The 25,505-nt window shown below is 67.8% G+C and carries 24 protein-coding genes and 1 riboswitch; of the genes, 11 read left to right on the top strand and 13 right to left on the bottom strand.

The window, feature by feature from the left end:
• On the bottom strand, positions 1 to 588 hold the full coding sequence (locus tag ABIE58_RS02610) for an EF-hand domain-containing protein (protein WP_354543120.1): 588 nt from the start codon (positions 586 to 588) through the stop codon (positions 1 to 3).
• A gap of 225 nt (positions 589 to 813) precedes the next feature.
• Here ABIE58_RS02610 and ABIE58_RS02615 point away from each other — a divergent pair, with 225 nt between their 5' ends.
• Together ABIE58_RS02615 and ABIE58_RS02620 are read left to right on the top strand one after the other, a co-directional pair.
• Positions 814 to 1,212 (top strand): DUF983 domain-containing protein, encoded by a 399-nt coding sequence (locus ABIE58_RS02615; RefSeq protein WP_354543121.1) that lies wholly within the window; start codon positions 814 to 816, stop codon positions 1,210 to 1,212.
• Between the two features lie 25 nt (positions 1,213 to 1,237).
• A complete protein-coding gene (locus tag ABIE58_RS02620; protein WP_354543122.1) occupies positions 1,238 to 1,939 on the top strand; it encodes an NUDIX hydrolase in 702 nt (233 codons plus the stop codon).
• Between the two features lie 104 nt (positions 1,940 to 2,043).
• Here ABIE58_RS02620 and ABIE58_RS02625 read toward each other — a convergent pair whose 3' ends face one another.
• Complete coding sequence (locus ABIE58_RS02625; protein WP_354543123.1) at positions 2,044 to 2,946, bottom strand: EamA family transporter; 903 nt, start codon at positions 2,944 to 2,946, stop codon at positions 2,044 to 2,046.
• 423 nt (positions 2,947 to 3,369) lie between these two features.
• On the opposite strand from ABIE58_RS02625, the gene ABIE58_RS02630 reads away from it, so the two are divergent.
• Together ABIE58_RS02630 and ABIE58_RS02635 are read left to right on the top strand one after the other, a co-directional pair.
• The gene (locus ABIE58_RS02630) at positions 3,370 to 3,936 is read left to right on the top strand and encodes a L,D-transpeptidase (protein ID WP_354543124.1); all 567 of its coding nucleotides are present in this window, start codon (positions 3,370 to 3,372) and stop codon (positions 3,934 to 3,936) included.
• 189 nt (positions 3,937 to 4,125) lie between these two features.
• Positions 4,126 to 4,332 (top strand): cold-shock protein, encoded by a 207-nt coding sequence (locus tag ABIE58_RS02635; RefSeq protein ID WP_354543125.1) that lies wholly within the window; start codon positions 4,126 to 4,128, stop codon positions 4,330 to 4,332.
• Between the two features lie 57 nt (positions 4,333 to 4,389).
• Here ABIE58_RS02635 and ABIE58_RS02640 read toward each other — a convergent pair whose 3' ends face one another.
• Positions 4,390 to 5,094 carry an arylesterase gene (locus ABIE58_RS02640; protein WP_354543126.1) on the bottom strand — a complete coding sequence of 235 codons (705 nt, stop codon included), beginning with the start codon at positions 5,092 to 5,094 and terminating at the stop codon, positions 4,390 to 4,392.
• Here ABIE58_RS02640 and ABIE58_RS02645 point away from each other — a divergent pair.
• The 3 genes from ABIE58_RS02645 to ABIE58_RS02655 all read left to right on the top strand — a co-directional run bounded on the left by ABIE58_RS02645 (position 5,093) and on the right by ABIE58_RS02655 (position 9,265).
• Positions 5,093 to 5,773 (top strand): ABC transporter ATP-binding protein, encoded by a 681-nt coding sequence (locus ABIE58_RS02645; protein WP_354543127.1) that lies wholly within the window; start codon positions 5,093 to 5,095, stop codon positions 5,771 to 5,773. The genes ABIE58_RS02640 and ABIE58_RS02645 overlap by 2 nt on opposite strands.
• Positions 5,770 to 8,289: an ABC transporter permease gene (locus ABIE58_RS02650; protein ID WP_354543128.1), complete on the top strand. Its 2,520-nt coding sequence runs from the start codon at positions 5,770 to 5,772 to the stop codon at positions 8,287 to 8,289. Before ABIE58_RS02645 ends, ABIE58_RS02650 begins: the two co-directional genes overlap by 4 nt.
• A gap of 115 nt (positions 8,290 to 8,404) precedes the next feature.
• Positions 8,405 to 9,265, top strand: coding sequence for an inositol monophosphatase family protein (locus ABIE58_RS02655; protein WP_354543129.1), 861 nt, complete (start codon positions 8,405 to 8,407; stop codon positions 9,263 to 9,265).
• A 42-nt stretch (positions 9,266 to 9,307) separates the two neighbouring features.
• Here ABIE58_RS02655 and gcvP read toward each other — a convergent pair whose 3' ends face one another.
• From gcvP to ABIE58_RS02675, 4 genes are all read right to left on the bottom strand, one after another.
• Positions 9,308 to 12,157, bottom strand: coding sequence for an aminomethyl-transferring glycine dehydrogenase (gcvP, locus tag ABIE58_RS02660; protein WP_354543130.1), 2,850 nt, complete (start codon positions 12,155 to 12,157; stop codon positions 9,308 to 9,310).
• Between the two features lie 99 nt (positions 12,158 to 12,256).
• Entirely contained in the window at positions 12,257 to 12,616 is a 360-nt protein-coding gene (gene gcvH, locus ABIE58_RS02665) for a glycine cleavage system protein GcvH (RefSeq protein WP_354543131.1), read from the bottom strand.
• Positions 12,617 to 12,636: 20 nt separating this feature from the next.
• On the bottom strand, positions 12,637 to 13,761 hold the full coding sequence (gene gcvT, locus ABIE58_RS02670) for a glycine cleavage system aminomethyltransferase GcvT (RefSeq protein ID WP_354543132.1): 1,125 nt from the start codon (positions 13,759 to 13,761) through the stop codon (positions 12,637 to 12,639).
• A 161-nt stretch (positions 13,762 to 13,922) separates the two neighbouring features.
• Positions 13,923 to 14,010, bottom strand: a riboswitch (glycine riboswitch).
• 30 nt (positions 14,011 to 14,040) lie between these two features.
• Positions 14,041 to 14,493 carry an RrF2 family transcriptional regulator gene (locus ABIE58_RS02675; protein ID WP_354543133.1) on the bottom strand — a complete coding sequence of 151 codons (453 nt, stop codon included), beginning with the start codon at positions 14,491 to 14,493 and terminating at the stop codon, positions 14,041 to 14,043.
• Between the two features lie 42 nt (positions 14,494 to 14,535).
• Here ABIE58_RS02675 and ABIE58_RS02680 point away from each other — a divergent pair, with 42 nt between their 5' ends.
• Entirely contained in the window at positions 14,536 to 15,138 is a 603-nt protein-coding gene (locus ABIE58_RS02680; protein ID WP_354543134.1) for a gamma-glutamylcyclotransferase family protein, read from the top strand.
• 9 nt (positions 15,139 to 15,147) lie between these two features.
• On the opposite strand, the gene ABIE58_RS02685 is transcribed toward ABIE58_RS02680, so the two are convergent.
• Positions 15,148 to 15,945: a crotonase/enoyl-CoA hydratase family protein gene (locus ABIE58_RS02685; RefSeq protein WP_354543135.1), complete on the bottom strand. Its 798-nt coding sequence runs from the start codon at positions 15,943 to 15,945 to the stop codon at positions 15,148 to 15,150.
• 109 nt (positions 15,946 to 16,054) lie between these two features.
• Between ABIE58_RS02685 and ABIE58_RS02690 the strand changes: the two genes are divergently transcribed.
• Entirely contained in the window at positions 16,055 to 17,167 is a 1,113-nt protein-coding gene (locus ABIE58_RS02690; RefSeq protein ID WP_354543136.1) for a pyridoxal phosphate-dependent aminotransferase, read from the top strand.
• A 54-nt stretch (positions 17,168 to 17,221) separates the two neighbouring features.
• Here ABIE58_RS02690 and ABIE58_RS02695 read toward each other — a convergent pair whose 3' ends face one another.
• The 3 genes from ABIE58_RS02695 to ABIE58_RS02705 all read right to left on the bottom strand — a co-directional run bounded on the left by ABIE58_RS02695 (position 17,222) and on the right by ABIE58_RS02705 (position 21,414).
• Entirely contained in the window at positions 17,222 to 18,508 is a 1,287-nt protein-coding gene (locus ABIE58_RS02695) for a DUF2254 domain-containing protein (RefSeq protein ID WP_354543137.1), read from the bottom strand.
• A 198-nt stretch (positions 18,509 to 18,706) separates the two neighbouring features.
• A complete protein-coding gene (gene gltX / locus ABIE58_RS02700) occupies positions 18,707 to 20,032 on the bottom strand; it encodes a glutamate--tRNA ligase (protein WP_354543138.1) in 1,326 nt (441 codons plus the stop codon).
• A gap of 62 nt (positions 20,033 to 20,094) precedes the next feature.
• The gene (locus ABIE58_RS02705; protein WP_354543139.1) at positions 20,095 to 21,414 is read right to left on the bottom strand and encodes an MFS transporter; all 1,320 of its coding nucleotides are present in this window, start codon (positions 21,412 to 21,414) and stop codon (positions 20,095 to 20,097) included.
• A 146-nt stretch (positions 21,415 to 21,560) separates the two neighbouring features.
• On the opposite strand from ABIE58_RS02705, the gene ABIE58_RS02710 reads away from it, so the two are divergent.
• Both ABIE58_RS02710 and ABIE58_RS02715 read left to right on the top strand, forming a co-directional pair.
• Entirely contained in the window at positions 21,561 to 22,478 is a 918-nt protein-coding gene (locus ABIE58_RS02710) for an MBL fold metallo-hydrolase (protein WP_354543140.1), read from the top strand.
• 44 nt (positions 22,479 to 22,522) lie between these two features.
• Entirely contained in the window at positions 22,523 to 22,936 is a 414-nt protein-coding gene (locus ABIE58_RS02715; RefSeq protein WP_354543141.1) for a metallopeptidase family protein, read from the top strand.
• Between the two features lie 7 nt (positions 22,937 to 22,943).
• Here the strand turns inward: ABIE58_RS02715 and ABIE58_RS02720 are convergent, their stop codons facing one another.
• Both ABIE58_RS02720 and ABIE58_RS02725 read right to left on the bottom strand, forming a co-directional pair.
• Positions 22,944 to 23,744, bottom strand: a complete 801-nt coding sequence (locus tag ABIE58_RS02720; protein WP_354543142.1) for a CE1 family esterase — start codon at positions 23,742 to 23,744, stop codon at positions 22,944 to 22,946.
• Between the two features lie 62 nt (positions 23,745 to 23,806).
• Entirely contained in the window at positions 23,807 to 25,462 is a 1,656-nt protein-coding gene (locus ABIE58_RS02725; protein ID WP_354543143.1) for an NAD+ synthase, read from the bottom strand.
• Positions 25,463 to 25,505 lie beyond the last annotated feature (43 nt).

Here is a 25,505-nt window from a genome sequence, read left to right on the forward strand (position 1 = left end):
TCAGTTCTGGTAATAGTGATTGTGGATGACCACGCCACCCTCACCCATACCCATGCCGTGATGGCTCATGCGGCCCTGTTGGCCGCCATATTGGCCGCCATGCTTGCCGCCATGCTTGCCACCTTGCCCGGCACCGTGATGGCCACCCTGACCGCGCCCCTGCATCTGGTGCATCTCGCGAATCTTGGCGAATTCCTCGCGCGAGATCATGCCGTCGCCATCGGCGTCGAGCCGCCCGAACATGCGCCCGCCCATGCCGGACTGCATTTCCTCCAGCGTCAGCATCTTGTCGCCATCGGCATCATGATGAGCGATCATGCGATCCGCGCGCGCCTCGACACGCTCGGTCGCCTGCGCGGTCATGCGCGCCACCATCTCGTCACGCGATACCTTGCCATCGCCATCGGCATCGGCCTCGGCGAAGCGCGTGGCCATGTCGCCGCCCGCCATGCCGTGCATCCCAGACCCCATGCCGCCAGCTCCCATGCCGCCAGTTTGGCCCTCGCCCTGCATCTGCGCGCGCGCCTCGCTCAGCCCGCCCAGCGCTATTGCCAGTGCCAGCCCTGCCATCAGCCCGGTATGTTTCATCGTGATCCCTCCTTGGGGTGTGTCCTGTCATGGTCGCGGTGCAGCCTCTTTCCTGCGCACCTGCAAGCTGATACGCATCTCCCACGGCGTTCCGGCGCGGACTGCCCGTTTATTTTGCAAGTTTCTGCCGCCCGCGCGCGACATCACGCCGCAAGGACAGGCTGTCACCTTCAAATTATGCGCATGGCGAGTCATGTTTGCGCAACCAGCCGCGAGGGGATATACATGCGCGACACCACCGTAACAGAGATCACCGGGGCCGAGCGCAACACCCGCCGCGCCATGCTGCGCGGCTTTCGCGGCAAATGCCCCAATTGCGGCAGCGGCCCGCTGTTGCGCAGCTATCTCACCGTGCGCGATCATTGCCCGGTCTGCCGCGAGGATCTCAGCCATCAGCGCGCCGATGACGGCCCCGCTTACCTCACCATCCTGATCGTGGGGCATCTGATGGCCCCGCTCCTGATGATCGTGTTCGAGACGTGGCGGCCCGAGCCGCTGGTCTTGTTTACCACATTCGCTGTTGGCACCATCGCGCTGTCGCTCTACCTTCTGCCCCGGCTCAAGGGGGCGATGGTCGGGTTACAATGGGCCAAGAGGATGCATGGGTTCGGGGGCGGTGACTGACGCGCCGCCACGTCAGGAGGGGCATATGAATGACACGCAGACAGGCGCGGTGCCGGTGCGCGATGCAGCCACGGTGATCGTGCTGCGCGAGCGCGCAGGCGCGCCGCATGTGTTGATGGGGCAGCGCGGGGCGACGGCGGCCTTCATGCCCAACAAGGTGGTGTTTCCCGGCGGCGCGGTCGATGCGAGCGATGCGGGCGTGCCGCTTGCGCGGCCCCTGCCGCCGATTTGTGCCGAGCGGCTGCGCGAGGATTGCGCGGGCGATCTCGCGCATGCGCTCGCCGCCGCCGCCATCCGCGAGTTGTGGGAGGAAACCGGCCTTGCCCTCGGCGCGCCCGGCACATGGCCCAGCGCGGTGCCGCCCGACTGGGCGGGCTTTGCCGCGCGCGGGCTCGTGCCGGTGGCCGATGCGCTGCAATTCGTGTTTCGCGCGATCACCCCGCCGGGCCGCCCGCGCCGGTTCGATGCGCGGTTCTTTCTGGTTCATGCCGAGGCCATTGCCGGTGATCCCGACGATTTCTCGGATGCCTGCGAGGAACTGAGCCACCTGCAATGGGTGCCCTTGGCCGAGGTGCGCAGCCTCGATCTGCCCTTCATCACCGAGGTGGTGCTGGCCGAGGTGGCCGCGCGCGCGCATGACCGAACGCCGCCCGCCTCGGTGCCGTTTTTCCGCAATGACGACGAGGAAAGCCTGTTTCTGCGGCTCAACGGGGCGGGGGCCGCGTGAGGGAGGAGGCGGTTTCGAGCCTGTTGCTGCCATTCCATAGGATGCGATGAGCCGCGCGGGGGAAAGCATGCAAACACCCCCTCCCGGCCCACACCCGCCCCGCCTCACCGCAACATCACCACCGCGATCACCGACAGGGTGACGAGCACGATCCCCCAGACCTCGCGCCGGGTGATCCGCTCGCCGAAAAACAGCACCGAGGCCGCCAGCGAAAAGATCACCTCGACCTGGCCCACGGCAAAGACCATCGCCGCGTTTTCCAGCGTGAAGGCGGTGAACCAGCACAGGCTCCCGGCCATGCCGGTGAGGCCCATCCAGACGGCGGTGCGCCGCGCGGCGATCACGCGGCTCACCTGCCCCGGCTCGCGCCACATCAGCCACAGCGCGAGCCCCGCCGCCTGCATCACCGTCACCACCGCCAGCGACAGCCCCGCGCGCAACAGCGCATCGTCGCTTGCGACCTCCAGCGTGGCCCCGCGATAGCCCACCGCCGAAACGGCGAAAAACGCCCCCGATGCCAGCCCGAGCAGCGCCGCGCGATTGCCCAGACGCCGCCACCAGCGCCCCTCCGGCCCCGGCGTGTCGGACAGGATCAAGACGCCCACCAGGCCCAGCACGATCGCCCCCATCCCCCAGACCGAAATTCGGTCGCCAAGGATGACAAGGCCGACGATGGCGGTCTGCACCACCTCGGTTTTCTTGAAGGTGATGCCGACGGCGAAATTGCGCTCGGCGAACAACGCCACCACGCACCACGTCGCGAGGATCTGCGACAGGCCGCCGGTCACCGCATAGAGCCAGAATGCCGGGGTGTAGCCGGGCCAGGCCGCACCCGAGGCCCAGAGATAGCCGAGCACCAGCGTGACCACGAACGGCGCAGAGTAGAAAAACCGCGCCAGCGTCGCGCCGCCGGGGCTGAGCGCACCCATGCTGAGATGCTTTTGCAGCATGAAGCGCAGCGTCTGAAACGCCGCCGCCGCAACCGAGAGGATGATCCAGGGTTCCATGCCCTGTCATGCCCCGGATGGCCGGGCATGGCCAGTGCCGACAGTCAGCCGCGCCCCGCGCCACATCGGGCACCGCGTGCCGGATGTTGACCACCGGGCGCGCTCGAGCGCCCCCTCTCACACCGGCTCACATTCGCCCTATCGCCTCTGGTGCCGGTGCGGCGTGGCCCCCACCTCGATGTCACACAGCAACAGGAGCCACACCATGACCCGCCGCAAGACCGCCCCCCGCCACCCGCGCCCGCCCTGGCATCGCCGCCCGCTGCCGTTCCGCTTTGACGACTGGGCGGCGATCTGAGCGCAGCGACTCGATACGCAGGGGCCACGGCACCAAGAATTTTGCCGCGCTCACCCCGATTTGACTTAAATCACCGCCCGGACGCGCCATATAGTCACCAGCACCGCTCGCAAGGAGGCCATGACATGATCGACCGCCGCTCCCTTCTCGCCTCGGGGCTGGCCGCGCTGGCCGCCCCCGCGCTGATACCCGGCACCGCCCGCGCCGTCGAGCTTGACCCGAAATTCGCGCCGCAACAGGTGAATTTCGTCGGTCCCTACGCGGTCGGGCACCTGATCGTGCTGCCGCGCGCGCATTTTCTGTATTTCGTGACCGCCCCCGGCGAGGCGCGCCGCTATGGTGTCGGTGTCGGGCGCGCGGGGCTGGAATTCACCGGCACGGCCACCATCGACGCCAAGAAGACATGGCCGACATGGCGGCCCACCGACGAGATGATCGCCCGCGAGCCGCAGGCCTACGAGCGCTTTATCGGCAACCGCTATGTGCAGCCCGGCGGGCCCGAGAACCCGCTTGGCTCGCGCGCACTTTACCTCTTCCAGAACGGGCGCGACACCTATTACCGCATCCACGGCACCAATCAGCCCGCCTCCATCGGGCGCTCGGTCTCGAATGGCTGCATCCGCATGATCAACGCCCATGTGCAGGATCTCTACGAGCGCGTGCCCCTCGGCACCGTCGTCACCGTGCTTTGACCATTTCGTGACATTCTCGCGCCGCTGCACGATACGCCTTGCGTTTGCCGCGCACTGGCCCCATATTGCTCTCGCTAACGTTACGGCTATCGACCACCTGTTCCCTACGGCTCAGTCACTCGATCTTGCACGACGACGAGCCGGGCTGCCGCAATAAAGCGGGCAGCATACAATAGGAGTTCAGGGCAAATGGCTACTGGCACAGTGAAATGGTTCAACACCACCAAGGGTTTCGGCTTTATCGCACCTGATGGCGGCGGCAAGGACGTTTTCGTCCACATCTCCGCAGTCGAGCGCGCGGGCCTCACCGGTCTTGCTGACAACCAGAAAGTGACCTTCGACATCGAGTCGGGCCGCGACGGTCGTCAATCGGCAGCAAACCTCTCGCTCGCCTGAGCGGACCACCCGCCCATGGCGAGACGGTTGAACCGGGCCCCTTCGCGGGGCCCGTTCTCATTTGGGCATGCCCGCCTCGACCGCCGCGATCAGATCGGCCACATGCGGCCCCAGCGCCGCGACGATCCGCGCCACGCCCGTCGCGTTGGGATGGATGCCGTCGCGCTGAAAGAACCGTTGCAGCGACGCCGGGTCGCCCTCTCCCAGCCCGGCAAAGAAATCGGGGGCCAGCAGCGTGCCATACGTTTCGGCAAGCTCGGGATAGATCGCATCGAACCGGGCCTTGTAATCGGCCCCGAAATTGCCCGGCGCGCGCATCCCCACCAGCAACACCGCGACATCGCGCGCCTCCGCCTCGCGCAGGATCGCATCGAGATTGGCGCGGCTCACATCCGGGTCGATCCCGCGCAAGAGGTCATTGCCGCCCAGCGCCACGATCATCGCGTCCACCTCGCGCGTGAGGCTCCAGCCCACCCGCGCGGCCCCGCCCGCCGTGGTATCGCCCGACACGCCGCCATTGACGATCTCGGCGGCGATCCCTTGCTCCGCCAGCCACCTGCGCAATTGCGGCACCAGCCCGTCCTCTTGCGGCAGCCCGTATCCCTGCGTCAGGCTGTCGCCCAGCGCCAGCACCGTGACCGGCCCGCCCGCCTGCACCGGCGGCACCGAGACCGCCAGCCCGAGAATGAGCGCCAGCGCCTTGCCCAGGTGCCGCGACACCCCATATCTTGGAAAACACTTGAAAAACAGGCATGACCGCATGAGCTCTCCCCTTTTGTCCCTGACCGATGTCCGGCTTGCGCTCGATGGCAATACCGGCCCTGTCGAGATACTTCGCGCGATCTCGCTCGATGTCCACCGTGGAGAGACAATCGGGCTTGTCGGGCCGTCGGGTTCGGGCAAATCCTCGCTCCTGATGCTTATGGGCGGGCTGGAGCGCGCCACGGGCGGCACGGTGCGCGCCTTTGGCGAGGATCTCGGCACGATGAACGAGGATGCGCTGGCGCGGCTCAGGCGCGCGCATGTCGGCGTGGTGTTCCAGTCGTTTCACCTTATCCCCACCATGACGGCGCTGGAAAACGTGGCCACCCCGCTCGAACTCGCAGGGCGGCGCGATGCGCGCGCGCGCGCGATGGAGGAATTGACCGCCGTGGGCCTTGGCGCGCGCGCGGGCCACTACCCCGCACAGCTTTCGGGCGGCGAGCAGCAGCGCGTGGCGCTGGCCCGCGCCGCCGTGCCGCGCCCCGATCTCATCCTCGCAGACGAGCCGACCGGCAATCTCGACAGCGCCACCGGCGCGGGGATCGTCGATCTTCTCTTCGGGCTGCGCGACCGCGACGGCGCGACGCTGGTGCTTGTCACCCACGATCCCGCCCTTGCCGCGCGCTGTGACCGCGTGATCGGCCTGATCGACGGGCGCATCGCCCCGGCGGCGGCATGAGCGTGGCGGTCGCGGCCCGGATTGCCGCGCGCGAGTTGCGCGGCGGGCTGCGCGGCTTTCGCATCTTTCTGGGCTGCGTGATCCTCGGCGTGGCGGCCATCGCCGCCGTCGGCACCCTGCGCGAGGCGGTGCGCACGGGGCTGGCCACCCAAGGCGCAGAGCTTCTGGGCGGCGATGCCGAGATCGAGCTGACCTATCGGTTTGCGTCCCGAACCGAGCGGGCATGGATGGAAGGCACCGCCACGCGCCTCTCCGAGATCGCCGATTTCCGGTCGATGGCGGTAGCGGGCGAGGCGCGGGAACTGACCCAGGTCAAGGCGGTGGATGCCGCCTATCCCCTCGTCGGCACGGTTGGCCTTGCCCCCGACATGGCGCTGGCCACGGCGCTTGCCGGATCGGGCGGCCTGCCCGGCGCGGTGATGGAGCCAGTGCTTGCCACGCGGCTCGGCATTGCGGTGGGAGACGGGTTTCGCCTTGGCGATCAACGCTTTATCCTCATGGCCACGATCACCCGAGAGCCCGATCCCTCGCGCGCGGGCTTTGGCCTCGGGCCGCGCAGCATCGTGGCGAAATCGGCGCTCGATGGCTCGGGGCTGCTCTCGCCCGGCTCGCTTTTCACCTCGCGCTACCGGCTTGATCTGCCCGAGGGGGCCGATCTCGACACCCTCGCCGCCCGCGCCGAGGCAGAGCTTTCGGGCAGCGGCGCACGCTGGAACGACGCCCGCAACGCCAGCCCGCGCGTGGCGGAATTCGTCACCCGGCTTGGCGCATTCCTGGTGCTGGTGGGGCTGTCGGGGCTTGCCGTGGGGGGCGTGGGCATCTCGGCGGCGCTGCGCGCCTATCTCGCCGAAAAGGTCCATGTGATCGCCACGCTGCGCACGCTCGGGGCCGATCAGGCCACTGTTTTCATGATCTATTTCCTGCAGGTCGCGGTGCTGGCGCTCTTGGGCATCGCGGGCGGGCTGATCCTTGGCGTGGGCCTGCCGGTGGCGCTCGGGCCGCTCATATCCGCGCGGCTGCCGGTGCCTGCGGTCTTTGCGGCCTATCCCGCGCCGATGATCGAGGCCACGCTCTACTCGGTGCTGAGCGTGCTCATTTTCACGCTCTGGCCGCTGGCGCGGGTGCGCGAGGTGCGCGCCGCCGCCCTCTATCGGGGCGCGACAGGGGCCAACGAGGGCTGGCCCGGCTGGCGCTGGGTGCTGGCCACCGCCGCGCTCTTTGCGCTCCTCGTGACGGCGGCGGCGCTCTTTTCGGGCAATCCGCGGCTCACGCTCTGGACGGCGGCGGGCATTCTCGGGGCGGGGGCGCTTCTGTGGCTGGCGGCGGCAGCGGTGGTGGGGGCTGCGCGCGCGTGGCGGCCCCGGCTGCGCGGGCGGCCCGCGCTGGGCTGGGCGCTGGGCGCGATCGGCGGCCCCGGCAGCACGGCGGGGCCGGTGATGCTGGCGCTGGGGCTGGGCCTGTCGGTGCTGGCCGCCGTGGGACAGATCGACGGCAACCTGCGCCGCGCCATCGCCGGCGATCTGCCCGAACGCGCGCCGTCGTTTTTCTTCGTCGATCTGCAAAAGGATCAGGTGGCGTGGTTCCTTGAGCGTCTCGAGACCGATCCCGGCGTCTCGCGCGTCGATCACGCACCGATGCTGCGCGGCATCATCTCGCGCATCAACGACCGCCCCGCGCGCGAGGTGGCCCCCGGTCACTGGGTGGTCGAGGGTGACCGCGCGGTGAGCTACGCGGGCGCGCTGCCCGCGCGCACCAAGATCACCGCAGGCGCGTGGTGGGGCGCGGGCTATGACGGGCCGCCACAGCTCAGCTTTGCCGCCGAAGAGGCCGCCGAGATGGGGATCGGGATCGGCGACGAGATCACCGTGAACATCCTCGGGCGCGACATCACCGCGCCGATCACCTCGCTGCGCGAGGTGGATTTCTCCAGCGTCGGCATGGGCTTTATCTTGCTGATGAACCCCTCGGCGCTGGCGGGCGCGCCGCACAGCTTTATCGCCACGGTCTATGCCGACAGCCCCGCCACCGAAGAGGCGATCCTGCGCGACGTGACCGACCGCTATCCCAATGTCACCGCCATCAACGTGCGCGATGCGCTGTTGCGCGTGACCGACCTGCTGGCAAGCCTCGCCTCGGCCACGTCATGGGGGGCCTCGGTCACGCTTCTGACCGGGTTCCTGGTGCTGATCGGCGCGGCGGCGGCGGATGCGCGGGCGCGCCGCCATGAGGCCGCGATCCTCAAGGTGCTGGGCGCCACACGCGCGCGCATCCTCGTGGGGCTGGCGCTGCGGGCGCTGATCCTCGGGGCCGCCGCAGGCCTTGTGGCGCTGGGCGCGGGGATTTTGGGCGGCTGGGCGGTCAGCCGCTTCGTGATGGAAACGGAATTTTCGGTGATCTGGCCCTCGGCGCTCGGCATCATCGCGGGCGGCACCGGCGTCACGCTTCTGGCGGGGCTTGGCCATGCCCTCGGGCCCCTCGCCGCGCGCCCCGCCCGCGTGCTGCGCGCGCAGGAATAGCGCCGCGCCTTCTGCTTGGTCCAAATACCCGTATCGCCACGCCCGCGACCAAAGCGCCGCGTTGAACTCAGGCCATCCGGCTGGCAATCACCCCCCGAGACAGGAAGGATTGCCCATGACCGATTCGCTCCCCATCGCGCTTTCCGCGCCCCTCAGCCCGGCGCAGCAATGCGCGCTGGTGAATCTCGTCCGCCGCGCCGCGCGCACCGAGGTTCTGCCACGCTTCCGCACGATTTCGCGCGCCGAGGCGGTGACGAAATCAGGGCCGCGTGATCTGGTGACAGAGGCCGACCACGCCGCCGAGGCGATGATCGCGCGCGGGCTGCAACGGCTCTTTCCGCACGCGCTCATCGTCGGCGAAGAGGCGGTGGCGGCGAAACCGGGCCTGCGCGACGAGGTCGCCGAGGCAGAGCTTGCCATCATAATCGACCCGGTGGACGGCACCTGGAATTTCGTCCACGGGCTGCCTCTCTTTGGCGTCATCGTGGCGGTCACACGCTTTGGCCGCCCGGTGCTCGGCCTGCTCTACGATCCGATATCCGATGACTGGATCATTGCCGACGAGACCGCCCCCGCGCGGCTGATCGCGGCCAATGGCACAGAGCGCGCGGCCACCACCTCGGCGGGGGGCGCGCTGGCGGAGTTGCACGGCTATATCCACACCGCGCTGATGGCGCAGGACCGGCAAGAGGCGATCTATCCACGCCTCGCTGCCCTCGGGCAGGTCACCGCGCTGCGCTGTTCGTGCCACGAATACCGGCTGCTGGCGCAGGGTGCTGTGGATTTCACGCTGTCGGACCGGCTCAACCCGTGGGATCATGCGGCGGGCGTGCTGATCTGCCAGCGCGCGGGCGGGGTGGCGCGGATGCTCGACGGGCGCGATTACAACTGCGCGATCACCGAGGGGCTGCTGCTCTGCGCCGCGAGTGAGGCGACATGGGCCGCCCTGCGCGACCATTTCGCCGATCTGGCCTAGGTAGGGCGGGGATAGGGCAATCCCTATCCCCGGCACGCGCACCTACTCCGCAGCCTCGGCATAATCCTCGAGCGGCGGGCAGGTGCAGACAAGGTGGCGGTCGCCATAGACATTGTCCACCCGGTTGACCGGCGGCCAGTATTTATCGACGCGGAACGCCCCCGGCGGGAAACAGCCCTGTTCGCGGCTATAGGGCCGATCCCAGTCGCGCACGAGGTCCTCCATCGTGTGCGGCGCGTTCTTCAGCGGATTGTTCTCCGCATCAATCCGCCCCTCCTCGATGGCGCGGATTTCCTCGCGTATGGCCAACATCGCGTCACAAAACCGGTCCAATTCAGCGCGGGTCTCGCTCTCGGTCGGCTCCACCATCAGGGTGCCTGCCACCGGCCAGCTCATCGTCGGCGCGTGAAAGCCGCAGTCGATGAGCCGCTTGGCGATGTCATCGACCGTGACGCCCGCGCTCTCGGCAAAGGGGCGCACGTCGAGGATACATTCATGCGCCACGCGGCCATTGCGGCCCTTGTAGAGCACGTCATAGGCCCCCTCCAGCCGCTTGGCGATGTAATTAGCGTTGAGGATCGCCACCTTCGTGGCCTGCGTCAGCCCCGCACCGCCCATCATCAGGCAATAGGCCCATGAGATCGGCAAGAGCGAGGGCGAGCCAAAAGGCGCGGCACTCACGGGTCCCTCGGCTCCGCCCGTCGCCGGATGGCCGGGCAGATGCGGCACAAGATGGGCCTTGACGCCGATCGGCCCCATGCCGGGACCGCCGCCGCCATGCGGGATGCAGAATGTCTTGTGCAGGTTGAGGTGGCTCACATCGCCGCCCAGATCGCCGGGGCGCGACAGACCCACCATGGCGTTCATGTTGGCCCCGTCGATATAGACCTGCCCGCCATGTTCGTGGGTGATGTCGCAGAGCTCGCGCACGGTCTCCTCGAACACACCATGGGTCGAGGGGTAGGTGATCATGCAGCCGGCAAGATTGTCCGAGTGCTTCTCGGCCTTGGCGCGGAAATCCTCGACATCGATATCGCCGTTTTCGGCGGATTTCACCACCACCACGTCCCAGCCCACCATATGCGCGCTCGCCGGATTGGTGCCATGCGCGCTCACCGGGATCAGGCAGACCTTGCGATGACCCTGACCTTGCGCGCGGTGATACGCGGCGATGGTCAAAAGCCCCGCATATTCCCCCTGCGCGCCGGAATTGGGCTGCATGGAAATGGCGGCATAGCCGGTGATGTCGCACAGCTTGGCCGACAGATCGTCGATCATCTCCTTGTAGCCAAGCGCCTGATCGGCGGGGGCGAAGGGATGCAGCAGCGAGAACTCGCGCCAGCTCACCGGCATCATCTCGGCGGCGGAATTGAGCTTCATCGTGCAGCTTCCCAGCGGGATCATCGCGCGATCCAGCGCCAGATCGCGATCCGCCAGACGGCGCATGTAGCGCATCATCTCGGTCTCGGCGCGGTTCATGTGAAAGATCGGATGGGTGAGGTAATCGCTCTTGCGCGCAAGGCTCTCGGGCAGGCGGTATTCGGGGGTGAAATCGCTGTCCTCCATGACGATGCCGAAGGCGCGCCAGACCGCCTCGACGGTCTTGGTGCGGGTGCGCTCATCGAGCGTGATGCCGATGCGCGTCTCGCCCACGCGGCGCAGGTTCACCCCCTCGCGCACCGCCGATTGCAGCACGCCGCGCTGAAGCAGGCCGACATCGACGGTGACCGTGTCAAAGAAATTGTCCGGCTCGACATGAAACCCCGCCGCTTCCAGCCCCTTGACCAGACGCACGGTCTTGCGGTGGATGCGCTGCGCGATGGCGCGCAGCCCTTGGGGGCCATGAAACACCGCATACATCGAGGCCATGACCGCCAGAAGCGCCTGCGCGGTGCACACGTTCGAGGTGGCCTTTTCGCGGCGGATATGCTGCTCGCGGGTCTGCAGGCTGAGGCGATAGGCGCGGTTGCCGTGGCTGTCCACGCTGACGCCCACGATGCGCCCCGGCATGGCGCGTTTATAGGCGTCGCGGCAGGCCATATAGGCCGCGTGCGGCCCGCCATAGCCCACTGGCACGCCAAAGCGCTGCGTCGAGCCCACGGCAATATCCGCGCCCATCGCGCCCGGCTCTTTCAGCAGCGTCAGCGCCAGCGGATCGGCAATGACGATACCGATGGCGCCCGCGCCATGCAGCGCCGCGATCTCACCCGAGAAATCGCGCAGATGGCCATGCGTGCCGGGATACTGGAAAATCGCGCCAAAAATCTTCTCGGCCTCCAACGCCTCGGGCGCGCCCACGATCACCTCGATCCCCAGCGGCGCGGCGCGGGTCTGCATCACCGCGACATTCTGCGGGTGGCAGTTTTCATCCACGAAAAACGCCCGCGCCTTGGACTTGGCCACGCGCCCCGCCATGGTCATCGCCTCGGCCGCCGCCGTCGCCTCATCCAGAAGCGAGGCATTGGCAATCTCCAGCCCCGTCAGATCGCTCACCATGGTCTGGAAATTCAGCAGCGCCTCAAGCCGACCCTGGCTGATTTCCGGCTGATAGGGCGTGTAGGCGGTATACCAGGCGGGGTTTTCCAGGATATTGCGCTGGATCGCGGGCGGCGTGACCGTGCCGTGATAGCCCTGCCCGATAAGCGAGGTCAGCACCTTGTTCTTTGACGCCACGATGCGCATGTGATGCAGCAATTCGCTCTCGGATTTGGCCTTGCCGAAATCGAGCGGGGCCTCCTGCCGGATGGATTTCGGCACCGTCTCGTCGATGAGCGCATCAAGGCTCCCGACGCCCAGCACCTCGAACATCCCCGCCATTTCCTTGGGCGAGGGGCCGATATGGCGGCGGTTGGCGAAATCATAGGGCAGGTAATCGGTGGGCTTGAAGGGCATCGCACTCTCCATCACGCATGGGTCCCGAGACGCGCGGCGCGCCCCGCTTCATCTTGCCGAAAATATCCCCGGCGGAGGCATCCCCGGCGGGAAACGCGCCTAGCCGATGAGGGCCTTGTAGGCCGCCTCGTCCAGGTATTCGTCCATCTGGCTCGGGTCTTCGGGCTTGATCTTGAAGAACCAGGCATCGCCCATCGGATCGTCGTTGACCTTGCCCGGCTCGTCCGCCAGCATCTCGTTGACCTCGACGATCTCGCCGTCAATGGGCGCGAGGATGTCCGAGGCGGCCTTGACGCTCTCGATCACCACGACCTCGTCATCCTTGGTGACGGCCTTGCCCACCTCGGGCAGGTCGACAAAGACCACATCGCCCAGTTGCTCGGCGGCGTGTTCGGTGATGCCGACGACGACAAGATCGCCCTCGACGCGCAGCCATTCGTGTTCTTCGGTGAATTTCATCGCAGGTCTCTCCGTGTTGCTCAGCGTTTGAAACGGGCGGGGGTGAAGGGCAGCGCGGTGACCGTTGCGGCCAGTCGCTTGCCGCGCACTTCTCCATATAGCGTGGTGCCGGGGGTGGCGAGGGGACGGGGCACATAGCCCATCGACATCGGCCCCTCGATGGTGGGGCCAAAGCCGCCCGAGGCGACGTGGCCAATGGCCTCGCCCCCGTCAGCGGCGGCAAAAAGCGCCGTGCCCTCGCGCATCGGTGCGCGGCCCTCGGGGATGATCCCAACGCGAGCGCGCGGCGCGCCTTGGGCCAGTTCGGACAATATCCTGTCGGCCCCCGGAAAACCCCCTGCCCGCGCGCCGCCCGCGCGGCGCACTTTCTGGATGGCCCAGTTCAGGCTGGCCTCGACCGGGGTGGTGGTGGTGTCGATGTCATGGCCATAAAGGCACAGCCCCGCCTCCAGCCGCAGGCTGTCGCGCGCGCCAAGGCCGATGGGTTCCACATCCTCATGCGCCAGCAGCGCGCGCGCCAGCGGCTCGGCCTGCGTCTCGGCCACCGAAATCTCATACCCGTCCTCGCCGGTATAGCCCGAACGCGAAACCCACAGCGTGCCAAAGCCCGAGTCGAAAACGCCGACATCCATGAATCGCATCGCCGCCACCTCGGGCACCAGCGCCGCCAGCACCGCCTCGGCGGCGGGACCTTGCAGCGCCAGAAGCGCGCGGTCGGTGATCTCCTCTATCGCCACCGCAGGCAGGCCCGCGCGCATATGGGCGATGTCATCCGCTTTGCAGGCGGCATTGACCACGACGAACATGTGATCGCCCCGGTTGGCGATCATCAGATCGTCAAGGATGCCGCCCGCCTCATTGGTGAAAACGCCATATCGCTGCCGCCCCTCGCCAAGGCCCAGCAGATCGACCGGCACGAGCCGCTCCATCGCGGTTGCGGCCTCGGCATATCCCCCCGGTGCGCGCAGGATCACCTGCCCCATATGGCTTACATCAAACAGCCCCGCCTTGGCGCGGCAATGCAGGTGTTCCTTGAGCACGCCCATGGGATATTGCACCGGCATCTCGTAGCCCGCGAAGGGCACCATCTTTGCCCCAAGCTCGTGATGCAGCGCATTGAGCGGCGTGACGTTCAGATCGGACACCGGGTTCTCCCTCATCTCATGGGCCGGACCGCTTTGAAGGTCGCACCGGCACCGATTAAACGCAATGCCCCAACAGGCCCGCGCCTCGATGCCCCCTCTGTCCTTTGGCCTGAGATCGCTATCCCGTCGGCGCCCCGCAAGCGGGGTCTCTCCAGAGTGTCGTGATCGGGCAGGTCCTTGTGCCTGAGAGTTTCCGGGGCGGTTGCTCCTTCGGCACCGGCGCACGGCCGGTTCTCCCTGTCCGATTGCGGTGGACGCTAGTATACTGCGCCTGCGCGTTCAAGCCCGTTTGAGACAGGGCGGCGTCTCAAAGATCGAAAACAGCGCCTCGTTGCCACAGACCAGCGCATCGAGCGTGACCTTGTCGAGCCGCGCATAGAACGCCTCGACCGCATCGCTAAGCGCGGCGCGCAAGCGGCAGGCGGGTTTGAGGGGGCAGGTATTGTCCATATCAGCAAAGCATTCGGCCAGTGGCACGTTTTCCTCAAGCTGGCGAAACACGTCACCGACGCGGATCTCTGACATCGGGCGGCCCAGCGTCACACCGCCGGTGCGCCCGCGCTGCGTGCGCAGAAAGCCAAGCTGCCCCAGACGGTTGATAATCTGCGCCAGATGGCTCTCGGAGGTGTTGCAACGCTCGGCAATCTCGGTCTTGGTGACCAGCCGGTCGGGGTTGACTGCGCAGAACATCAGAAGCCTGATGGCAATATTGGTTCGTTTGGTGATCCGCATGGGGCACGCCTTCGCTTGAAACCCCGTGATCTTGGGCCGAATATGCGTGGAGGCCTTGATACAAATCAAATCGGGGAAAAAACATTGGCGCAGGATGCATATTTTTTCGGCTATGGCAGCCTCGTGAACCGGGCGACGCATGATTTTGCGGGCGCGCACCCGGCGCATCTCACCGGATGGCGGCGGGTGTGGCGGCATACCGCGCTGCGGCCCGTCGCCTATCTGACGGTGGTGCCCGACGCGCGCGCCGCGATTGACGGGCTGATCGCCCCGGTGCCGGGGGCCGACTGGCCCGCGCTCGACGCGCGCGAGGCGGCCTATACCCGCGTGCCCGCCGCCCATCAGGTGCGTCACGATCTGCCCCATGAGCCCGAAATCGTGGTCTATACCATCCCCGAGGGTCGGCACGGCACGCCCGACCGCGCGCATCCGATCCTGCTGAGCTATCTCGACGTGGTGGTGACGGGCTATCTGCGCGAGTTCGGCGAGGGCGGCGTGGCGCGGTTTTTCGACAGCACCCATGGCTGGCACGCCCCCGTGCTCGATGATCGCGCCGCGCCGCGCTATCCGCGCCACCAGCCGCCCTGCCCCGAGGCGCAGGCCCTCACCGACCACCATCTCGCACGCGTCGCGGCGGCGGGGTAACGCGCCCCCTCACCCGCCCGCGCCGCCAAAGACCGGGGCGCGCCCGGCCATGTTGGCGGCGATCTGTTCCATCTGGTCGGGCTGGCCGATCAGGGCGGCCTGTTCGCGGCTCTCTTCCATCAGAACATCCGCCACCGACGCGCCGCTTTCGGCCACGGAAATGAGCCGCTTGGCGGCGCGCATCGCCGAGGGGCTGCGCCCGGCGATGTCGCGCGCCAGATCCTGCGCGGCGGTCAGCGGGTCCTCGGCGATCTCGGTCACAAGGCCCCAGGCTGCGGCCTGCGCGGCGGGGATGGGGCGGGCGGTATAGGTCAGGTGCCGGATCACGTCCGAACGGGTGAGGCGCGGCAAAAGCGCCATGCCGCCCATGTCCGGGATCAGCCCCCATTTCATCTCCATGATGGCAAGCTGCGTCTCGGGCGCGGCAATGCGGATATCGGCGCCGAGCGCAAGCTGTAACCCCGCGCCATAGACCGCACCGTGCAGCGCCGCGATCACCGGCACGGCCAAGCGGTGCCAGACCATCGCCACCTCCTGAAAGAGGTTGGTATCGCCGTGGCTGCGCGGCATGATCAACGCTTCGGGATCACCTTTTGCCAGCGCGGCAAAGCTCATCACGTCAAGCCCCGCGCAAAACGCCCGCCCAGCGCCCGACAGCACCACGGCGCGGATATCCTCGCCCCTCAGCGCGTGCCCGGCGGCCACGATCGCCTCGGCCATCTCGGGATCGACGGCGTTCATCTTGTCGGGGCGGGTGAGGGTGACATGGGCGATATGGCCCTTGATCTCGGTGGTGACGCGGGGCATGGGCGGTCCTCCTTTGGCCGCCATGAAACATGCACGCTGCGCGCGAGGCCAGAGGAACGTGACGGCAGGCCCTTGCCGCGCCGCCCCGGCTGCCGTTATCTGTGGCCCCATGACCCATCCACGCTACACCCCGCTGATCCAGAGCCTACCCGCCGCCGTGCCCTTTGTCGGCCCCGAGGAGCAAGAGCGCGCGCGCGGCGCGCCCTTTGCCGCGCGGCTGGGGGCGAACGAGAACCTCTTTGGCCCCTCGCCTGCGGCGCTGGCGGCGATGCGCACCGAGGCGGCGGAGGTCTGGAAATACGGCGACCCGACAAGCCACGAGTTGCGCGCGGCGCTGGCCGCGCATATGGGTGTGGCGCTGGAAAACGTGCTGGTGGGCGAGGGGATCGACGGGCTTCTGGGCAATCTGGTGCGGTTGCTCATCGCCCCCGGCGATGCGGTGGTAACCTCGGACGGGGCCTATCCGACCTTCAATTACCATGTGACGGGGTTCGGCGGGGTGCTGCACAAGGTGCCTTATCGCGCCGATGCCGAGGACCTGCCCGCGCTCATCGCCCACGCGCGCGAGGTCGGCGCGAAACTGGTCTATTTCGCCAATCCCGACAATCCGATGGGGTCGTGGGTGGCGGGCGCAGATGTGACCGCCGCGCTCGATGCCTTGCCGGAGGGATGTCTCCTGTGCCTCGACGAGGCCTATATCGAATTCGCCCCCGAGGGCACCGCGCCGCGCATCGCCGCCGATGACCCCCGCGTGATCCGGCTGCGCACCTTCTCCAAGGCTTACGGGATGGCAGGCGCGCGGATCGGCTATGCGGTGGCCGAGGCGGGGCTGATCGCCGCTTTCGACAAGGTGCGCAACCATTTCGGCATGACCCGGATGGCGCAGGCCAGCGCGCTGGCGGGCTTGCGCGATACCGCGTGGCTGGCACATGTGCAGGCCGAGGTGGGCCGCGCGCGGGCAGAGATCGCGCGCATCGCCGAGGGAAACGGCCTCGCCACCCTGCCCTCGGCGGCGAATTTCGTCGCGGTGGATTGCGGGCGGGATGGCGCGTTCGCGCGGGCGGTGCTGCAATCGCTGGTGGCGCAGGGCGTGTTCGTGCGGATGCCCTTCGTCGCGCCGCAGGATCGCTGCATCCGCATAAGCTGCGGCCCCGCGCACGAAATGGCGGTTCTGGCAGAGCGGCTACCGCAGGCGCTGGCCGAGGCCCGGATGGGCGCGTGAGGGTGCGGGACTGGCCTTGAGCGGATCTTCGCCTCCTGCCCCTCCCCGCGCAACTCAGAACAGAAAGCTGATCCCGCCGCCCGCCGCCCGCAGGCGCGCGCGCTCACTCTCCAGCCGGAGCGTGACCTCTGCGTGTTCAAGCGCCCGGCCTGCCATCGCGCGCGCCGCTTCCGCCAACGCCGGGTCGGGTGCGCCCGATAGCCGCAAGAGCGCGGCGCGCAGCCGTTCGGCCACCTCGATCTGGCCTGCGCCGTCGCGCGCGGTCTGGGCAAAGGCATTCTCGATCATCGCGTGACGCGACGCATCTGGCAGGAAAATCTGTGGAAAAAGCGGCCCGCCCGGCGCGGGCGTGGCATGGGCCCAGTCGAGGAGCAGCTTTTCCAGCCGCGCGATCACCGCGATGGCGGTGCCCGGATCGTTGATTCCCGGCGATAGCGCGCGCGCCGAGGTCTCCGACAGCAGCAAGAGGCCATAGCTTGCGTCCTGGGCGAAGTTGCGATGCGCGGCGACCACGAGATGGCCCGCCACCGTCCTGCGCGCGGCTTCGTCGAGACCGGTTGCCTGGCCGATGGTCTCGCCCGCCACCACATAATCGCCGGGCCGCACCCGAAGATAGACCAGCGCGCCTTGCGCCCCCTGCGCCCCTCGCGCCGCCAGCATCGCGTGCAGGCGCGGCGTGTCGATGGTCTGGACATGTCCGGTGGCAGTGGCGTGGATCGGCTGCGCCCCGGTCGGGATCACCGTCCCGGCGGTCATCACCGAGCCGCCAAGCGCCGGGTGGCGGCGCACCCGCTCGAGACAGCCGCGCGCCTCGGTCTCGATGGTGTCGAGCGTAGCGTCAAGACTGCTCATCCCGCTCAGGTGGTGGATCCAGCGCAGCAGTTGCACGATCACCAGCACCACCACCGCGACGGTGAAGCCGAGCACAAGCACGCTCGACGCCGCCGGATAGATCCCGGCCTTGAACAGGATGATCGCCGTCAGCGCGTAGACGAAGGCACCGATGAAGGCCGCGAGCGCCTTGTGGGTCGTGGTGTCGGCAAGCAGCACCCGGTAGACGCGCGGTGTCGTCTTTCCCGCCGCCGCGTTGTGTGCAGTCAGCATGACGTTGAGCGAGAAGGTGCTGACCGCGAGCATCCCCGACGCGAGGATGGTCAGGATCGGCATGACCGCCTCGGGGGTCACGCGGTCGCGCAGCCCGGACGGAATCCGATCCTCGAGCAGGATCGCGACCGCCGCCGCGATCACCGCGACTACGGCATAGAGGCTGACCCGGAGCCAGAGTTGACGGCAGAATTCCAGCAGGCCCATGACCAGGGCCGAAAGGCGAAAGCGGTCCACCCTGTCTCCTTTTACACGATGCGCGGATATGGTGGCATGGGGCGGCGAGCCTGTCCATGGTCGAGGCCGGGCGAGATACCGGTCTGTCAGCGCGCGCCCGCGCTCCATCATCTGCCGATGGCGGGGGGCGCATGGGGCGCTACACCGCCATGTCGAGGTGGCTTTGGAACACCCCTGCCCCGCCCCCGGTGCCCCCTCTCAGCCCTTGGCGCGGATCACCTGCAAGAGCGGCAGCACGCGGGCCATGTCGGGGCCATGCGCCTGCCCGGTCAGCGCCTTGCGGAGCGGCATGAAAAGGCCCTTGCCCTTGCGCCCGGTCGCGGCCTTGACGGCGGCGGTCCATTTGCCCCAACTGTCCGTGTCAAGCGGCCCCTCGGGCAAGAGCGCCAGCGCCTGTGCGACGAAATCGCGGTCTTCTTCGTCAATCACCGGCTCTGCCCCGTCACGAAAGAGCCGCCACCAGCCGTCAAGATCGCCAAGCGTGGTGATGTTCTCGCACGTCACGTCCCAGAATTGCCGCGCCAGATCATCGGGCACGCCCAGCGCCGCGATGGTATCTGCGACCGCCTCATAGGGCTTTGCGGCCAGCACATGCGCGGTGAGCGGGAAGAGGTCGTTTTCGTCGAACTTGGTGGGCGCCGCGCCGAAACGCTCGATATCGAACCCCTCGATCAGGTCTGCCATGTCGCTGCGCAACTCCACCGGATCGGCCGAGCCAAGCCGCGCCATCAGGCTCAGAAGCGCCATCGGCTCTATCCCCCGCGCGCGCAGGTCGCGCAGGCTGAGCGTGCCAAGACGTTTCGACAGCGCCTCGCCCTGCGGCCCGGTCAGAAGCGAGTGATGCGCAAAACGCGGGGGCGTGCCGCCCAGCGCCTTGATGATCTGGATTTGCGTGGCGGTGTTGGTGACATGGTCCGAGCCGCGCACCACATCCGTGACCCCCATCTCGATATCATCCACCACCGAGGCCAGCGTATAGAGCACCTGACCGTCGGCACGGATCAGCACCGGGTCCGAGACCGAGGCCGCATCAATGGAAATCTCGCCAAGGATACCGTCGGGCCAGACGATCCGCTCCTGATCGAGCTTGAAGCGCCACACGCCCGCCCCCCGCTCGGCGCGCAGCCGCGCGCGCTCTTCCTCCGACAGCGCCAGCGCCGCGCGGTCATAGACCGGCGGGCGGCCCATGTTGAGCTGCTTCTTGCGCTTCAGGTCAAGCTCGGTCGGCGTCTCGAACGCCTCGTAGAACCGGCCCATCCCGCGCAGCCGGTCTGCGGCCTCGGCATAACGGTCAAGGCGCTCTGACTGCCGCTCCACCCGGTCCCAATGCAGGCCCAACCAATCGAGATCCTGCTTGATCGCGTCGACATAGGCCTCTTTCGAGCGCTCCGGGTCGGTATCGTCGATGCGCAGGATGAAGGTTCCCCCGGCCTTGCGGGCAATGAGATAGTTCATCAGCGCGGTGCGCAGGTTGCCGACATGGATATAGCCGGTGGGCGAAGGGGCAAAGCGGGTGGTGGTCATGGGCGTCTCCTGACAATGGCCGGGGCTTTGTCACAGGCGGGGGTGTTTGTCCAGAATGGCGCTCAGGGCCAGCGGCGGTGCAGATCGTCGATGACATAGGTATGGGCGTGCCTGCCCTGCCCGTGGGTGCGCAAATGCGGATGATCCGGGGGCAGGTCGGGGTGATCGTGCAGCGGCGCACGCGCCTGCCCCGCAGGCCAAAGCCGCAGCGCAAGCGCGAGGCCCAGCGCCGCCACCAGCCCCGCGATGACCAGCGCAGGCCCCATCCCGAGCCAGCGCCCCGCCACCCCCGCGAGGGGATAGGTGAGCAGCCAGCAGGCATGGCTCAGCGCGAATTGCGCAGCGAATAGCGCGGGCCGGTCCTGCGGGTGCGCCGAGCGCCGCAAAAGCCGCCCCGACGGCGTGAGGATCGCCGCATAGGCAAACCCGATAAGCACCCAAAGCGCGAGGAACGCCCCCCATTCCGGGGTCTGCCCCGCCCAGAGCGCGGCCCCAAGCGCCGGCGCCAGCGCCACCAGCGCCCCTGCGCCGGCCAGCATCACCGGGCGGTCGCCCACCCGCTCCAGCAAGCGCGGCAGCATCAGCGCCGCCGCCATCGAGCCCGCGCCAAAGGCCGCCATCGCGACCGCCAGCGCGCTCTCATCGCCGCCGTGATCCACGCGCACCAGCACCACGGTGTTGACCAGCACGAAAGCCCCCACCGCCGAGGCCGCGAGGTTGAGCGACAAAAGCCCCCGCAGGCGCGGTGTCGCCAGATAAATGCGCGCACCGCGCGTGAGCCGCTCGCGAAAGGGGCGCGCCGTGCCGCCCACGACCGGCGGCACCGTCGCGCGCCAGACGAGCCAGGTCGAGGCCAGAAAGCCCGCGACCGTGCCCAGGAACAGCCAGTGATAGCTCAGCACCAGAAGCAGCACGCCCGCCAGCGCCGGGCTGAGCAGATTTTCCAGATCATAGGCCATGCGCGACAGCGACAGCGCGCGGGTATACTCGCGCTCATCGGTCAGGATATCGGGGATCACCGCCTGAAAGGCCGGGGTGAAGGTGGCCGAGGCCGCTTGCAGCACGAAAATCAGCGCGTAGACCTGCCACAGATCGGTGACGAAGGGCAGGCAGAGCGCCACGCCCGCGCGGATCAGGTCGGTGCCGATCAGCACCGCCTTGCGCGGAAGGCGCTGCACCACGGCCTGCGCGATGGGCGACAGCCCGACATAGGCCACCATCTTGACCGTGTAGGCCGTGCCCAGCACCATCCCCGCCGCCGCCCCCGCCAGATCATAGGCCAGAAGGCCAAGCCCCACGGTCAGCAGGCCCGTGCCCAGAAGCGCCACCACCTGCGCGGCGAAGAGGCGGGCGAAATCGCGGTGTGTGAGGATGCCAAGCATGGGCGCATGCTACGCCTGTCCCGCACTGCTGCAAGAGCGATCAACTTCGCGTGAGCGTCACCGCGGCGTGCCTTATCCGCGCTACGCTCTATCTAACAGCGTTGGGCGCTACCCCCGCGCCGCTTGTAAGCAATCAGGAGCCTATGATGACCACAGGAAAAATCACCCGCCGCGGCCTCATGGCCGCTACTGCCGCGCTGCCGCTTGCCGCAGCCACGGCCGCCCGCGCCACGGCCCCGATGATGGGCACCGGCACGACCCGGTTCAACCGCGTCACGCTGGGCGGGTTCGAGGTGACGACGCTTCTGGCCGCCACCGCGCCGCGCCCCGATCCGCATTCCATTTTCGGCCTCAATGTCAGCGCCGAGGAGTTCAACGCCGTGTCCGAGGCCGCCAACCTGCCCACCGATGCGGCGCAGTTCTTCTTTACCCCCACGGTGGTCAATACCGGCGCGGCGCTGATCCTCTTTGATACCGGGCTTGACGCCCCCGGCATCACCGGCGCGCTGGCGGCGGCGGGCTATAGCCCGGATCAGGTGGATCACGTCGTCATCACCCATATGCATGGCGACCATATCGGCGGGCTGATGAACGGCGATGCACCGACATTTCCCAATGCCGAGTACACCACCTCGGCCACCGAGTTCGACCATTGGGCCGCCGCCGGGAACGCGCGTTTCGACAGCAACATGCGCCCGCTGGCCGAGCGCACCCGCATGATCGGCGACGGCGACAGCGTGGCCTCGGGCATCACCGCGATGGCCGCCCACGGCCACACGCCCGGCCATACCGGCTTCATGCTGGAAAGCGAGGGCAAGCAGCTCCTTCTTGCTGCCGATTTCGCCAATCACCCGGTCTGGTCGCTCGCCCATCCCGACTGGGAGGTGAAATTCGACATGGACAAGGCGCAGGCGGCGGCCACGCGCAAACGGCTTCTGGCGATGATGGCCGCCGACCGCATCCCCTTTGTCGGCTATCACATGCCGTGGCCCGGTATCGGCTATGTCGAGGATACCGGCGCGGGCTATCGCTATCAGCCGATGAGCTATCAGCTGCTGCTCTGACGCCCGAGAGCGGGAGACGGGGGCGGATTTACAAATCCCGCGCCATGCCCGATAGGACGGGGATGGATCGTGCAGCCCCCTCCCTCGCCGAGTTCGAGCGCCTCGCGCAGGCCGCCATCGACACGCTGCCGCCCCATTTTCGGGCGGCAGCGGATGCAGTCGTGCTGCTGATCGAGGACTGGCCGCCCGCGCATATCCTCGCGGAGTTGGAGATCGACGACGCGCGCGATCTGACCGGGCTTTACGAGGGTATTCCGCTCACCGAGAAATCGCAGTTCGATCAGCCGCTTGGCCCCGATACGGTGTGGATTTTCCGCGAACCGATCCTTGACGAGTGGCGCGAGCGGGGCGACGTGGCGCTGAGCGATCTGGTAGAACATGTGGTGGTGCATGAATTCGCCCACCATTTCGGATGGTCCGATGCCGATATCGCCACCGTCGACCGCTGGTGGGAGTGAGGCCGCGCTACAGCCGGCCCGCCGCGCGCAACCGCTCCAGCCCGAACCCCAGATACTCCGTCCGCAGCGAATGCCCGCCGGGATGCAGGCAGAAATCCAGAACCTCGCCCGCCGCATTGCGCCAGCTTTCGCAGTCAAGCCCCTCGGGCGCGGGGGGCTGCACCGCGCCGAACCCGCCAAGACGGCGATACATCGCCAGCGATTCGCCCACATCGCCCTGCCAGGTCTCGCGGATCGCGCGGCCGGTCAGCGGCACGGTGGGATCGCTGGTGCCATGCACATGCACAAGGCTTGTCACCGGCGTGGCGCACTCCTCGGGCGGGCGCTGCCAGAAGGTGCCCGCCACGGCGATGATCCCGGCGAATCGCGCGGGCATCTCGCAGGCCAGCGTCCACATCAGCATCGCGCCCGAGGAAAACCCGGCCCCGATCACGCGCCCCCGGTCGATGGCAAAGCGCTGCGAGGCATCGGCTAGCACCGCCTCGACATAGGCGAATTCCTCTGCGCCATCGGTGTCCGCATGGCCCGGTGCGTGGGGGATCACCCATTCGCCATCCAGCGAGTCGAGCGCGATGAGCGCCAGCCCCTCCTCTGCGACGAGGCGGCGCAGGCTGCGATTGCGCATCACCGCCGCCGCCGACCCGCGATAGCCATGCGCATAGACCACGGCCCCCACCGGCGGCGCGCCCTCGGGCAGGGCGATCCGGTAACTGCGGTCGCCAAGCCTGCAATCGCTTTCGACCCCGCAGGCAAGGGCGGCACCGCCGCCCAGCACCCAAAGCAGGGCGCAGAGGAAAATCTGTCGCATGTCGCACCTCCCGTGGCCACCCTGCCCGCCTTGCCGGGTAACACAAGTCACACCTGCGTGCCTTACCTGTCGCGCCAGCGGTTGACGATGGGATAACGCCGGTCGAGCCAGAACGCGCGCGAGGTCAGCCGCGTGCCGGGGGCGGCCTGAAAGCGCTTGTATTCGCTGATATAAAGCAGGTGCTCCACCTGCCGTGCATCGGCCTCGTCAAAACCCGCCGCCACGCAATCGGCAATCGCGCCGTCTTGGTCGACAAGGATGTGCAGGATCGCGTCGAGCACCGGGTAATCGGGCAGCGAATCGCTGTCTTTCTGGTCGGCGCGCAATTCGGCGCTGGGGGGTTTGTCGATCACACGCGGCGGGATCACCGCGCCCGCAGGCCCTGCCATCCAGGCGCGGGTGTGGGCGTTGCGCCAGCGGCAGATGTCGAAAACGCGCGTCTTATAGAGATCCTTGATCGGGTTATAGCCCCCCGCCATGTCGCCATAGATCGTGGCATAGCCCACCGCCACCTCGGATTTGTTGCCGGTGGTGAGCAGCATCTCGCCGAACTTGTTGGAAAGCGCCATGAGCAGCAAACCACGCAGGCGCGACTGGATATTCTCCTCGGTCAAATCCGGCGCTGTGCCCTCGAACAGAGGCGCGAGCGTGGCGGTGATCGCCGCGCGCCCCTCGGCAATGGGCAGAAAATCATAGCGACACCCGAGATTTTCCGCCACGGCCTGCGCGTCCTCCAGCGACTCGGGCGAGGTATATTCCGAGGGCAGCATCACGCAGCGCACGTTGTCCGCGCTCAGCGCATCGACCGCGATCGTGGCGACAATCGCGCTGTCCACCCCGCCCGACAGGCCCAGCAGCACCTTGGAAAACCCCGCCTTGCGCAGGTAATCGCGCAGGGACAGAACCATGGCGTGATAATCCTGCTCCAGATCACCGGGCAGATGGGCAAGCGGACCGGGATCAGCGCGCCAGCCATCCGCCCCGCGCGTGAAATCCACATGCGCCACCGCCTCTTGAAACATCGGCAGTTGCAGCGCCAGCGCGCCGCCGGGATTGAGCACGAAGGAGCCGCCATCGAACACCTGATCATCCTGCCCGCCGACCATGTTGAGATAGACCAGCGGCAGCCCCGTCTCGATGACGCGGGCCACCATCAGGTTTTGCCGCACGGTCATCTTCTCGCGGTAATGCGGCGAGCCGTTGGGCACGAGCAGGATTTCCGCGCCGGTCTCGGCCAGTGTCTCGGCCACGTCCGCGTGCCAGCTATCCTCGCAGATGGGCGAGCCGATGCGCACCCCCGCCACCGCATAAGGCCCCGCCACCGGGCCGCTTGCGTAAAGCCGCTTTTCGTCGAACACCGTCTCGTTGGGCAGGTGATGCTTGAGAACCCGCGCCGCGATCCGCCCGCCTTGGAGGATGTAATAGGCATTATAAAGCCCGACGCCCTCGAGCGCCGGCCCGCCGATGGCGAGCGCCGGGCCGTCGGCGCAATCGCGCGCCAGCCCCTCGACGGTGGCGATGGCCGCCTGATGAAAGGCCGGTTTCATCACCAGATCCTGCGGGTTGTAGCCGGTGACGAACATCTCTGGCAGCGCCACGAGATCGGCCCCCGCCGCGCGCCCCGCCTCCCACGCCTCTCGCGCCAGGGCCGCATTGCCCGCCAGATCGCCCACCGTCGGGTTGAGCTGTGCCAGTGTCAGGCGAAACCTCTCGGACATGCGCATCCCCTTGCCGCTTTGCCCTTGATCTAGCAGATCGCCA

The organism is Roseovarius sp. MBR-78, assembly GCF_040547535.1.
GTDB lineage: Bacteria > Pseudomonadota > Alphaproteobacteria > Rhodobacterales > Rhodobacteraceae > Roseovarius.